We start from the raw sequence: 12,540 nt of genomic DNA on the forward strand, positions 1-12,540 counted from the left end.
TGTGGGAGCGGCTTCAGCCGCGATGAAGTCCGCTCAGAGCCACACAGCATCCCAGAACGGATAATCGCCGATCCGCTGCACCAACCCCGCCCGCAAGGGATTGGCCACGATGTACCTGGCCACGGCCTGCAGATCTTCTTCCCGCCGCACAGCGCGATCATGAAAGCCGCTCTGCCAGATCGTCCCGGTCTGGCCCAACGCCTGGTTCAACCGCCGCGCGCTACGCCCTTTCACCCGCTGCATAAGTTGCGCGAGCGAGCCGCTACGCAGGCTCACCAGCCAATGAAAATGATCCGGCATGACGACCCAGGCTAGCGACTCCACCAAGCCATCGCACTGGGCCTGACGCAGCTCAGAGATCAGCAGGCGAGCACAAGTGAAGTCGGTGAAGATTGGCCGGCGGTCATGTGTGGTAGCTGTCAGCAGATACAGCTGCTGCGCTGCCGAATAGCGACCGATGCGAAGATTGCTTGAGTGAGGTTTACGGGCCTGGGGCATTCCATTGCTCCTGATAGGTCTGCGCAGTATAAGCCGGCCTCATCGCGGCTAAAGCCGCTCCCACAAAAGCACCAGCTCCCAACCCTGTGGGAGCGACTTCAGTCGCGATAGCAATCCACCGGCCACAATCGCCCTGCACCAGTTTCAAGCCACTCCCTCTTTTCCGTGCGCCGTCTTTGACCATTTCGACAACTTTATCCAACCTCGCATGCAGCGAAAGTCGCGGCACAGAGGATTTCCTCAAGCAGTTGTCTTGTTGGTCAATTTTTTGCAGTGAGAAGGCAGCCCAACACGGCCACCACACAAGACCACTAGGAGCACGACCCCAGATGCACCAGAAGAAGAGCAAGAACCTGCTGCGCGGCCTGGCCGCCGCCATTGGCTTCAGCACCGTGCTGAGCGCGTCCGCCGCCGACCCGCTGAAAATCGGCTTCGTCTATGTCGGCCCTATCGGCGACCACGGCTGGACCTACCAGCACGAGCAGGGCCGCCAGGCGCTGATCAAGCAGTTCGGCGACAAGGTCGACACCAGCTTCGTCGAGAACGTCGCCGAAGGCGCCGACGCCGAGCGCGTTATCCGCAACATGGCCAAGGGCGGTTACGACCTGGTGTTCACCACCTCGTTCGGCTACATGAACCCCACCGCCAAGGTCGCCAAACAGTTCCCGAAAGTGACGTTCGAGCACGCCACCGGTTACAAGCAGGACAAGAACCTCGGCACCTATCTGTCGACCTCCTATGAAGGTCGCTACGTCGGCGGCTACCTCGCCGCGAAGATGACCAAGAGCAAGAAGATCGGCTACATCGCCTCCTTCCCGATCCCGGAAGTGATCCGCGACATCAACTCGATCCAGCTGGCCCTGGACAAGTACAACCCAGGCACCGAGATCAAGGTGGTATGGGTCAACTCCTGGTTCGATCCGGGCAAGGAAGCCGACGCCGCCAACGCCCTGATCGACCAGGGTGTCGACGTCGTGTTCCAGCACACCGACAGCCCGGCGCCGATCCAGACCGCCGAGCGCCGTGGCGTCTACGCCGTGGGCTACGCCTCGGACATGGCCCACTTCGGCCCGAAGGCCGTGCTGACCTCCATCGTCAACAACTGGGGCCCGCACTACATCAAGAGCACCCAGGCAGTCATGGACGGCACCTGGAAACCGCAGGACTACTGGGGCGGCCTGAAAGAAGGCACCATCGAACTGCCGATCAGCGACCTGGTACCGGCTGACGTGAAGGCTGAAGCCGAAACCATCATCGCCAGCATCAAGGATGGCTCCTTCCACCCGTTCACCGGCCCGATCATGGACCAGAGCGGTGCAGTGAAGATCGCCGAAGGCGCCGTGGCCAGCAACGCCGAACTGGCGGGCATGAACTACTACGTCAAAGGCATCACTGCCGAGCTGCCGAAGTAAGCAACACTTGTAGGAGCGGCTTTAGCCGCGATTAACCAGGCCACTCCGAGCTGGCCCTGATCGCGACTGAAGTCGCTCCCACAACAGCAAAGCACCACCGCGCCGTCCCTTTCCAAAGAGAAAGAACCGCGCACCAGGGCGCCCTCCGGCGCCCTTTCCGCTGCCCTGGGTACGAGAAGACTCGCAGCACCTAGACCTTCCAGGAGCAACCATGAACTCACTGCCCATCATCGACATCACCCCGCTGTACCAGAACGATCCTATCGCCCGTCAGGCCGTGGCCCGGCAGATCGACGCCGCCTGCCGCGAATGGGGCTTCTACTACATCAAGGGCCACCCGATTGCGCCCTCGCGCATTGCCGAATTGAAAGCCGCCGCCGAGGACTTCTTCGCCCGCCCGGCCGAGGAAAAGCTGCGTATCGACATTACCCAGAGCGCCCATCACCGTGGCTACGGTGCCATCGCCACCGAGCAGCTCGACCCGACCCAGCCCAGCGACTTCAAGGAAACCTTCGACATGGGTTTCCACATGGCCGCCGAGCACCCTGACGTGCTGGCCGGCAAGCCCCTGCGCGGCCCTAACCGCCACCCGGAGATTGCCGGTTGGCAGGCGCTGATGCAGGGCCACTACGAAGACATGCACGCGCTGTCGCTGACCCTGTTACGGGCCATGGCTGAAGCGCTGGGCATCGAGGAAAACTTCTTCGACCAGCGCTTCGCCGAGCCGATCAGCGTGTTTCGCATGATCCACTACCCGCCGCGCCAGCAGGCCAGCAGCAGTGACCAGCCCGGCGCCGGCGCACACACCGACTACGGCTGCGTCACCCTGCTCTACCAGGACAACGCCGGCGGCCTGCAGGTGCAGAGCGTCAATGGCGAATGGATCGACGCGCCGCCGATCGACGGCACCTACGTGGTCAACATCGGCGACATGATGGCGCGCTGGAGCAACGACCGGTACAAGTCCACCCCGCACCGGGTCATCAGCCCGCTGGGCGTCGACCGCTACTCCATGCCGTTCTTCGCCGAACCGCACCCGGACACCGAGATCAGCTGCCTGCCCAACTGCTCCAGCGCGGAAATCCCGGCCAAGTACCCGCCGGTGTCGTGCAGCGCCTACATGCTCTCGCGCTTCGCCGAGACCTATGCTTATCGCAGAGAGGAAGGCAAAGCCTGAACGACAGCAGAGCCTGAGCTTCTGTGGGAGCCGCTGCCTTCATCAACCCCTAAGCCTGGGAGGCTTTTGTGGGAGTGGCTTCAGCCGCGATGGGGCTCCAGGCAACACCAAACTTGTAGGAGGGGCCTTGGCCGCGACCAACATCGTGCAGGTCGCCGTCGCGGCCAAGGCGGTATGCCGCCCAGCCCCTCCAACAAGAGCGCATCGCCGCCCTGAAAGGAGGCCAAGCGACACCCGGCCCTGTTCCATCGCTGCCGCGCAGGTAGAATGCGCGCCCCATCAATGCCTGATGACGAGAATTGCCATGCACCAATGGATCAACGAACTGCCCAAGGCCGAGCTGCACCTGCACCTGGAAGGTTCGCTGGAGCCCGAGTTGCTGTTTGCCCTGGCCGAGCGCAACCAGATCGCCCTGCCCTGGAACGATGTCGAAACCCTGCGCGCGGCTTACGCCTTCAACAACCTGCAGGAATTCCTCGACCTCTACTACCAGGGTGCCAACGTCCTGCGTACCGAGCAGGACTTCTACGACCTGACCTGGGCCTACCTGCTCAAGTGCAAGGAACAGGGCGTGGTGCACACCGAGCCCTTCTTCGACCCGCAGACCCACACCGACCGCGGCATTCCCTTCGAAGTGGTGCTGCGCGGCATCCAGCAGGCGCTGGTCGATGGCCAGAAACAACTCGGCATCAGCTACGGCCTGATCCTCAGCTTCCTGCGTCACCTGCCGGAAGATGAGGCGTTCAAGACCCTGGAACAGGCCATGCCGTTCCGCGACGCCTTCGTCGCCGTCGGCCTGGACAGCTCCGAGATGGGCTTCCCACCGCGCCTGTTCGAGCGCGTGTTCGCCAAGGCGCGCAGCGAAGGCCTGCTGACCGTCGCCCACGCCGGCGAGGAAGGCCCGCCCGAGTACATCTGGGAAGCCCTCGACCTGCTCAAGATCGAACGCATCGACCACGGCGTACGCGCCATCGAGGACGAGCGCCTGATGCAACGCATCATCGACGAGCAGATCCCGCTGACCGTCTGCCCGCTGTCCAACACCAAGCTCTGCGTGTTCGACGACATGAGCCAGCACAACATCCTGCACATGCTCGAACGTGGGGTGAAAGTCACGGTGAACTCCGACGACCCGGCCTACTTCGGTGGCTATGTCGCCGAGAACTTCATCGCCCTGCACGACAGCCTCGGCATGACCCGCGAACAGGCTCAGCGCCTGGCGCAGAACAGCATGGATGCCCGCCTGGTGCGCTAAGCACCGCCTCGCTGCAACAAGGCGCAAATCTGCGCCATTGTGTGGCACCCGCAACGCCTGCAACGGCGCTGCACAGCCCCCGCCCCGGAAGGAAAAACCGGCCCGCCCACCAGGCGGAGCCGGCCGTGGCGCGGCTCTCCCGGCAAGCACGAAGAAAAGCCAGGACTTTCGACATTTTCTGTCCATTTCGACAGGAATTGGCGCCGTTCTTGCTCAGGGGAAAAGGCTGACCAATAAGACAGGTTCAGAGAAACCGACCCCGATCCTTTAGGAGCATGTTCATGAAGCGCACCACCACCTCGCTGCTGCTGCTCGGCAGCCTGTTCGCCGCCCACCAGAGCCAAGCCGGCGACCTCCTGCAATGGCAGGACAACAGCCTCACCTACCTCAACGGCATCGACTTCACCGTCGACCCGCCCAAGCAGCAGACCGTGACCTTCGAGCACGCCAGCGGCTGGAGCTTCGGTGACCTGTTCTTCTTCGTCGACGGCATCAAGTACAACACCGAGGCCACCAACGGCGCCGGCGATGGCCACACCTTCTACGGCGAATTCAGCCCGCGCTTCTCCCTGGGCAAGATGACCGGCTCCGACCTGTCCTTCGGCATCGTCAAGGACGTGCTGATCTCCACCACCTACGAGTTCGGTGAAGACGACGTCGAGTCCTACCTGATCGGCCCGGCCATCGACCTGGCCATCCCCGGCTTCGACTACTTCCAGCTCAACACCTACCTGCGCACCACCGACGGCAAGCGCGACGGCGACAACGTCTGGCAGATCACCCCGGTATGGAGCTACACCATCCCGGTCGGCAACTCCGACCTGGTCATCGACGGCTTCATGGACTGGGTCGTCGACAACGACGACAGCTACCACGCCAACCTGCACTTCAACCCGCAGATCAAGTACGACGTGGCCAAGGCCTTCGGCTTCGGTCAAAAGGTCTACGTGGGCGTGGAATACGACTACTGGAGCGACAAGTACGGCATCGACGACGACAGCTTCCTCGGCGACGAAATCCTCGGCGGCACCGACCAGAGCGCGATCAGCCTGCTGCTCAAGGCACACTTCTGATACGTCCGCGGTAGCAGCTCGGTCCTTGCAGCCGAGCTTCTGCCTGCCTGTCGCGCCGCCTCTCCTTCGGCGCGGCAGGCCCGTTCCCGCCTGCTGCGACAGGCTTCGTTCGATGCTATGGTGAGGCCCCGCCCTACTCGCGCAGCATGGAACCGCGATGACCAACCGCAAGCTCGGCATCCGTCTGAAGAACACCGAAAAGATTCTCCTCGCCGCCGAACAGGTCTTCGCCGAACGCGGCTTCGCCGGCGCCGCCATGCAGGAAATCGCCCAACTGGTCGACCTGCCCAAATCCAACCTGCACTACTACTTCAAGACCAAGGAAGAGCTGTACCGCGCCGTACTGTTCAACCTGCTGGAAGTGTGGAAACAGGACGCCCTGTGCTTCGAGCTGTACGACGACCCGCGCGTGGTGCTGACCACCTATATCCGCGCCAAGATGAACCACTCACGCACCCGCCCCCACGGCTCCAAGGTGTGGGCCAGCGAAGTGATGCAGAACGCCCCGATCCTGGGCGAAAAACTGCGCGAAGCCCTCTACGACTGGGCCAAGCTCAAGGAAGCCAAGATCCGCGAATGGGTCGACAGCAAACGCATCCTGCCTGTAGCGCCCGACTACCTGCTGTACCTGATCTGGGCATCGACCCAGCACTACGCTGACTTCAACTATCAGATTGCGTTGCTTAATGATGACCAGGCGCTGTCCGATCTGCAGTTTGAACATGCGGTGCAGACGGTGACGGGGGTGGTGTTGCGGGGGATTGGGTTGGATGCGTAAGCGTCAAGAAATGCATGAATATGTAGATAACCGTACTTAGATACGGACAATACACTCAGATTCACACCCTATACCTGGGGCTAGCCATGTCGCACAAACACTATTTAGCCAACCAAAGGGAGTTGTGAGTGAACCTAAAACAAGCATTAGAAAAAATTCTGTCTGAATATTTAATCGAGAAAGAATCCAACTCATTTAGTGGAAATACTCTGGCTGAGTTCTTGCGCTCAGAACTTCCAAAAATCATAAGCAACCTTCTCGGAGTTTCTGATCGCTATTTAGTGAAAGGCAGTGCAGGAAAAGGAGTATGGACCAACGTACCTTGGGCAGCAGTTCTTGACAAAACAGTGACAGACACACCTCAGAAGGGCTTCTATTTAGCCTACCTCTTTTGTGAAGACGGAAGCGGCTTATACATCTCGTTAAACCAAGGAGTAACGGATCTTAAACAGCAGTACGGAAGCTCCGTCAGAAACGCATTAAAAGTCAAATCGAGCGATTACGCAGCTCAAGTTCCACACAACTCACCTGGCGTATTAACAGGCCCAATAAATCTCAAAACCAGTCAAAGAATGGGCTTGGGCGAGCTCTATGAGAATGGTGCCATCTACTCCAGGCACTACCAAACAGGCGCACTACCAGCTAACTCAGAGCTAGAGGCTCACCTTAGCGAATTTATTGATTTGTACTTGCGAATCGTTATAAATCAAAGCTCACAACAATCATCCACAATAGCGGAAGATGACGAAGATGGCTTGAGCGTTGAAGACGGCACCCGGCTCCGCGAGCACAAACGAATCGAGAGAAATCAAAAACTCGCGAAAAAAGCAAAAGAATTACAAGGCTACATATGCAAGTCATGCGGCTTTGATTTTGAGAAAAAATATGGAGCGCTTGGTAAAGGCTTCATTGAGGCACACCACCTAACACCCGTAAGCACCCTGAAAGGTAAAAAAATAGGCTTAGATCCAAAAAAAGACTTCACAGTACTTTGCTCAAACTGTCACCGAATGATTCACAAAACAGAGTTCGTAGACCGCGTAGAAGAATTCAAAGCCGCGTATGTGGTCGTCTAACTATGAGTAACAGCCAATAGAACCAATAGGGCACAGACCACGATTTCAAGAACTTGATCGTAATCTCCCTATTGACTCGGCGCTTTACATGACGGGTCTGCCACCAGGGAAAGCCCATTATCGAAGCTGCCAGATAGCTTGGTTTCGCCCTGCTGGGCGACTCACTTTTTCCAATCGCCGGATGGCCGGCCCCGGAAAAGTAAGCAAAACGCTTGCCCCTCCATACGGCCCTGCGCTTCGCTTCGGGTTCGTGACCAGCCTTCGGCTGGCTCCATCGCCGCTCCCGGGGCCCGTCGCGAAGGGCCATTCATGCCTAGGCGGCCCCGGCCATCGACCTCTCGCGGCATCCATGCCGCTCAAGCCCCTCCTCGCCGATTGCGCTCACCCTGCTGAAAGGGGCGTTGGCGCGCTTGCAGTTTTGCCGATGTAGGTAATGCACCGAGTTGCTTGCTTGATCTGTCAGGTCGCTCCAAGCGCACGATCCATGGGGCTTTTGTGGGAGCGGCTTCAGCCGCGATTAGCAGGCGACTCGGAGCTGCCCCAATCGCGGCTGAAGCCGCTCCCACAAAAGCGAGCAGTCCTGTCAGCCACGGACACTCAAACATGACCTGATGGGCCGTAAAGCAACGCTGGGCACCACCCTAACCAGCAAAGCCGCAGGCGCGGCCCCGCCCCTTTCGTCCGGCTGAGTGGAGCCGTTGTGTAGAGGGGTAAGCCGCAGGACGCGGCGCAAGCGGCGATGGGCCAGGGATGGCCCTTCGCCGAGGCCCCTCGGAGCAATGGTGGAACGAAGGCACCCGAAGCGCAGCGTAGGGCCGTATGCAGGGGCAAGCGTTTTTGCCTTCTTTTGTGGCGACTGACAAAAGAAGGTCGCCCAGCAGGGCGAAACCAATGCTTCAAGCACACGAGATAAGCGGCTTATGCGCGAGCTGATAGAGCAGCTTTTGTGGGAGGGGCCTTGGCCGCGACGCTTCTGTGCGGCCTAGGTCGCGGCCAAGGCCCCTCCTACAAGCCCGTGTTACACCACCTCGCGGTAGGGGTTGCGCGGGTCCTGCGTCCAGTTCATGTAGGGCTTGTCCGTCGGCTGCTCGACCATGGTGATGCAGTTTTCCACCGGGCAGGTGATCTGGCACAGGTTGCAGCCCACGCAGTCCTCGTCCTTGACCTCGTACAGGCGCCCGCCCTCGGCCTTGGCCAGGCTTTCGATGGCCTGGTGCGAGGTGTCCTCGCAGGCGATGAAACAGCGGCCGCAGCCGATGCAGGCGTCCTGGTCGATCTTGGCGATGACCTGGTAGTTCATGTTCAGGTACTTCCAGTCGGTGGTGTTGGCCACCGCCTTGCCGGAGAAGTCGGCGATGCGCGCATAGCCCTTCTCGTCCATCCAGCGCGACAGGCCGTCCTTCATCTCTTCGACGATGCGAAAACCATGCAGCATGGCCGCCGTGCACACCTGCACCGAGCCGCAGCCAAGGGCGATGAACTCGGCAGCGTCGCGCCAGCTGCCGATACCGCCGATGCCGGAGATGGGCAGGCCGTGGGTGCTCGGGTCGCGGGCGATCTCGGCGACCATGTTCAGGGCGATCGGCTTGACCGCCGAGCCGCAGTAGCCGCCGTGGGTGCTGCGCCCGCCGACGATGGGGCGGGCGACCATGGCGTCGAGGTCGAGCGAGGTGATGGAGTTGATGGTGTTGATCAGCGACACCGCATCGGCGCCGCCGGCCAGGGCGGCGCGGGCCGGCATGCGCACGTCGGTGATGTTGGGGGTGAGTTTGACGATCACCGGCAGGCGGCAGTAGGTCTTGCACCAGCGGGTGACCATTTCCACGTACTGTGGCACCTGGCCCACGGCCGCGCCCATGCCGCGCTCGGGCATGCCGTGCGGGCAGCCGAAGTTGAGCTCGATGGCGTCGGCGCCGGTGGCCTCGACCAGCGGCAGGATGAATTTCCACGACTCCTCTTCGCAGGGCACCATCAGCGAGACGATCAGCGCGCGGTCGGGCCAGTTCTTCTTCACCTGCTCGATCTCGCGCAGGTTGATTTCCAGGCTGCGGTCGGTGATCAGCTCGATGTTGTTGAAGCCCAGCACCTCGCGGTTCTTGCCGTAGTGCGCGGAGTAACGCGAGGAGACGTTGACCGCCGCCGGGTCCTCGCCGAGGGTTTTCCACACCACCCCGCCCCAGCCTGCCTCGAAGGCGCGCTCGACGTTGTAGGCCTTGTCGGTGGGCGGCGCGGAGGCCAGCCAGAAGGGGTTGGGCGCCTTGATGCCGGCGAAATCGATCGACAGGTCAGCCATCACGCCACCTCCACTTGAGTCATTAGGTCCTGGTGAATGGCCTGGGCGGCCAGCTTGCCGTGCTGCACGGCCTGTACGGTGAGGTCTTGGCCCGGCTGCACGCAGTCGCCGCCGGCATACACGCCGGGCAGGCTGGTGCGGAACGCGGCGTCGACCCAGATGCGCTCGCCGTCGCGGCGCAGTTCGCTGGCCGTGGCATCGCTCAGCGCGGCCGGCTCGAAGGCCTGACCGATGGCTTTGAAGATGCCGCTGGCAGGCAGCTCGAACGGCTCGCCGCAGTCCTGCAGGCGGCCCTCGACCAGCTCGGTGCGGGCGAACTGCATACCGCGCACGCAACCCTGCTCATCGAGCAGCACCTGCTGCGGACGCGCCCAGGTCAGCAGGCGCACGCCGTTGGCCTTGGCAATTTCCTGCTCGTGGCCGGTGGCGCCCATTTCGGCGAAGCCGCGGCGATAGACCAGGGTCACTTCCTCCGCGCCGAGGCGCTTCATCTGCACCGCCATGTCGATGGCGGTGTTGCCGGCGCCGAGCACCAGGCACTGGCGCGCCAGCGGCAAGGTGGCGTAGTCGTCGCTTTGGCGCAGCGCCTTGATCCACTGGGTGGCGGCGGCCAGGCCGGGGGCATCCTCGCCGGTCAGGCCGAGCTGGCGGCTGGCACCCAGGCCGAGGCCGAGGAACACCGCATCGTATTCGCGGTACAACGCACCGAGGTCGAGGTTGTCACCCAGGCGCTGGCCGGTGCGCAGTTCGATACCGCCGATGCCGAGGAGAAACTCCACCTCGCGCTGGGCGAAGTCGTCCGGCAGCTTGTACTGGGCGATGCCGTACTGGTTGAGGCCGCCGGCCTTGTCCTCGGCCTCGAACAGCACCACGTCGTGGCCGAGCATGGCCAGCCGGTGGGCGCAGGACAGCCCGGCCGGGCCGGCGCCGACCACGGCGATGCGCCGGCCGCTGGACTCGGCGCGCTGGAACGGATGCTCGCTGAAGTCGCTGTTATCGAGGGCGAAGCGTTGCAGCTGGCCGATCAGCACCGGCGCACATTCCTGGGCGTTGTTCCGCACGCAGGCCTGCTGGCAGAGGATCTCCGTGGGGCATACGCGGGCGCAGCTGCCGCCGAGGATGTTGGCTTCGAGAATGGTCTGCGCGGCGCCGCGCACGTTGTCCTGGGCGATGTTGCGGATGAACGAAGGGATGTTGATCTCGCTGGGACAGGCGGTGATGCAAGGCGCGTCGTAGCAGTACAGGCAGCGCTCGCTTTCGAGCTGCGCCTGGCGTGCGTTGAGCGGCGGCGTGAGGTCGCCGAACTGGCTGGCCAGCTCGGCATGGGGGGCCGAGGGCCGGGGTAGATGGTCGAGGTCGATCACGGTGCTTGCCTCTGGTGCTGTTGTTATCGGTGCGCCGCGGCGAGGCGGCGGGCAAGGCAGCTAGGAAATGAACAACGGCTGCGCTCTGCGGCACAGTCCGCAAAGGTATGGCTTAGCGGGCGACGGGCAGCGGTTGCTGCTGTTCGGCGCGGCGCTGCAGGGCCTGGTAGGCGCTCGGCCAGGCCGGGCGCGGCAGGTAGCGACCGGCGCCGCGCACGGCGCGCAGATCGCCGTCGCAGCAGACCAGGCGGCCCTGGCTGATGGTGTGGCGCGGCACGCCGAGCACCTGGCGGCCCTCGAAGATGTTGAAGTCGACGTTCTGGTGGTGGGTGCTGGCGGAAATGGTGCGACTGCCCTGCGGGTCCCACAGCACCAGGTCGGCATCGGCGCCGACGCGCACCGCGCCCTTGCGCGGGTAGAGGTTGAACAGCTTGGCGGTGTTGGTGCTGGTGATGGCGACGAACTCGTGCATCGACAGCTTGCCGCTGTTGACCCCGGCGTCCCACAGCACGGCCATGCGGTCTTCGATGCCGGCAGTGCCGTTGGGAATCTTGCTGAAATCGTTACGCCCGGCGGCCTTCTGCTCGGCGCAGAAACAGCAGTGGTCGGTGGCGGTGGTCTGCAGGTCGCCACTCTGCAGGCCCTGCCACAGCGCGCGCTGGTGATGCGCCGGACGGAACGGCGGGCTCATCACATGGCCGGCGGCGAACTGCCAGTCGGCACTCTGGTACACGCCATCGTCGAGCAGCAGGTGGCCGGGCAGCACTTCGCCGTACACCGGCTGGCCATTGCGCCGGGCCAGGCGGATCTGCTCCACGGCGTCCTCGGTGGAGACATGCACCAGGTACAGCGGCACGCCGAGGGTGCCGGCGATGCTGATGGCGCGGCTGGCGGCCTCGCCCTCGACCTGCGCCGGACGCGACAGCGGATGCGCCTCGGGGCCGGTGATGCCCTGGGCCAGCAGCTTGCGCTGCAGGTGGTCGACCAGCTCGCCGTTCTCCGCGTGCACGGTGGGCATGGCGCCCAGCTCCAGGCAACGCTCGAAGCTGGCCACCAGGGTGTCGTCGGCGGCCATGATGGCGTTCTTGTAGGCCATGAAGTGCTTGAAACTGTTGATGCCGTGCTCGCGCACCAGCACGCCCATCTCCTCGCTGACCTGCTCGCTCCACCAGGTCACGGCGACGTGGAAGCCGTAGTCGGCGGCGGATTTCTCGGCCCAGCCGCGCCACTGCTGGAACGCCTCCAGCAGCGACTGGCGCGGGTTGGGGATGACGAAGTCGATGATCGAGGTGGTGCCGCCGGCCAGGCCGGCGGCGGTGCCGCTGTAGAAATCCTCGCTGGCCACGGTGCCCATGAAGGGCAGCTCCATGTGCGTGTGCGGGTCGATGCCGCCGGGCATCACCAGCAGGTCGCCGGCCTCCAGCACCTCGGCGCCGGCCGGCAGCTCAAGGTTTTCACCGATGGCCAGGATGCGTCCATCGCCGCACAGCACGTCGGCCCGGTAGCTTTCCTCGTGGGTCACCACGGTGCCCCCGCGTATCAGTAGCGTCATCTCGCAGTCCTCTCTGAGCGGCGCGAATCCATAACCTGTCGCGCAAGACAGGATCAAAAGCT

At 62.8% G+C, this 12,540-nt stretch carries 10 protein-coding genes; 6 read left to right on the forward strand and 4 right to left on the reverse strand.

Annotated features, from left to right (window positions below; all coding sequences use genetic code 11):
- Positions 1-33: 33 nt before the first annotated feature.
- Entirely contained in the window at positions 34-498 is a 465-nt protein-coding gene (locus P7A97_RS11220) for a transposase (protein WP_277690030.1), read from the reverse strand.
- Between the two features lie 329 nt (positions 499-827).
- Between P7A97_RS11220 and P7A97_RS11225 the strand changes: the two genes are divergently transcribed.
- The 6 genes from P7A97_RS11225 (at position 828) to P7A97_RS11250 (ending at position 7,269) form a co-directional block, all read left to right on the forward strand.
- Positions 828-1,910: a BMP family ABC transporter substrate-binding protein gene (locus tag P7A97_RS11225; protein ID WP_277690031.1), complete on the forward strand. Its 1,083-nt coding sequence runs from the start codon at positions 828-830 to the stop codon at positions 1,908-1,910.
- Between the two features lie 211 nt (positions 1,911-2,121).
- Positions 2,122-3,087, forward strand: coding sequence for a 2-oxoglutarate and iron-dependent oxygenase domain-containing protein (locus P7A97_RS11230; RefSeq protein ID WP_277690032.1), 966 nt, complete (start codon positions 2,122-2,124; stop codon positions 3,085-3,087).
- Positions 3,088-3,391: 304 nt separating this feature from the next.
- A complete protein-coding gene (locus P7A97_RS11235; protein WP_277690033.1) occupies positions 3,392-4,342 on the forward strand; it encodes an adenosine deaminase in 951 nt (316 codons plus the stop codon).
- A 281-nt stretch (positions 4,343-4,623) separates the two neighbouring features.
- A complete protein-coding gene (locus P7A97_RS11240) occupies positions 4,624-5,415 on the forward strand; it encodes an outer membrane protein OmpK (RefSeq protein ID WP_277690034.1) in 792 nt (263 codons plus the stop codon).
- A gap of 157 nt (positions 5,416-5,572) precedes the next feature.
- The gene (locus P7A97_RS11245; RefSeq protein WP_277690035.1) at positions 5,573-6,193 is read left to right on the forward strand and encodes a TetR/AcrR family transcriptional regulator; all 621 of its coding nucleotides are present in this window, start codon (positions 5,573-5,575) and stop codon (positions 6,191-6,193) included.
- Positions 6,194-6,321: 128 nt separating this feature from the next.
- Positions 6,322-7,269 carry a DUF3578 domain-containing protein gene (locus tag P7A97_RS11250; RefSeq protein WP_277690036.1) on the forward strand — a complete coding sequence of 316 codons (948 nt, stop codon included), beginning with the start codon at positions 6,322-6,324 and terminating at the stop codon, positions 7,267-7,269.
- 1,018 nt (positions 7,270-8,287) lie between these two features.
- Here the strand turns inward: P7A97_RS11250 and preA are convergent.
- The 3 genes from preA to hydA form a co-directional block, all read right to left on the reverse strand.
- A complete protein-coding gene (gene preA, locus P7A97_RS11255; protein WP_277690037.1) occupies positions 8,288-9,565 on the reverse strand; it encodes an NAD-dependent dihydropyrimidine dehydrogenase subunit PreA in 1,278 nt (425 codons plus the stop codon).
- Positions 9,562-10,926: an NAD(P)-dependent oxidoreductase gene (locus tag P7A97_RS11260; RefSeq protein ID WP_277690038.1), complete on the reverse strand. Its 1,365-nt coding sequence runs from the start codon at positions 10,924-10,926 to the stop codon at positions 9,562-9,564. Before P7A97_RS11260 ends, preA begins: the two co-directional genes overlap by 4 nt.
- A 112-nt stretch (positions 10,927-11,038) precedes the next feature.
- The gene (gene hydA, locus P7A97_RS11265; protein ID WP_277690039.1) at positions 11,039-12,478 is read right to left on the reverse strand and encodes a dihydropyrimidinase; all 1,440 of its coding nucleotides are present in this window, start codon (positions 12,476-12,478) and stop codon (positions 11,039-11,041) included.
- Between the last annotated feature and the right edge of the window lie 62 nt (positions 12,479-12,540).

The sequence above is a fragment of the Pseudomonas sp. GOM6 genome (assembly GCF_029537485.1).
Lineage (GTDB): Bacteria > Pseudomonadota > Gammaproteobacteria > Pseudomonadales > Pseudomonadaceae > Aquipseudomonas.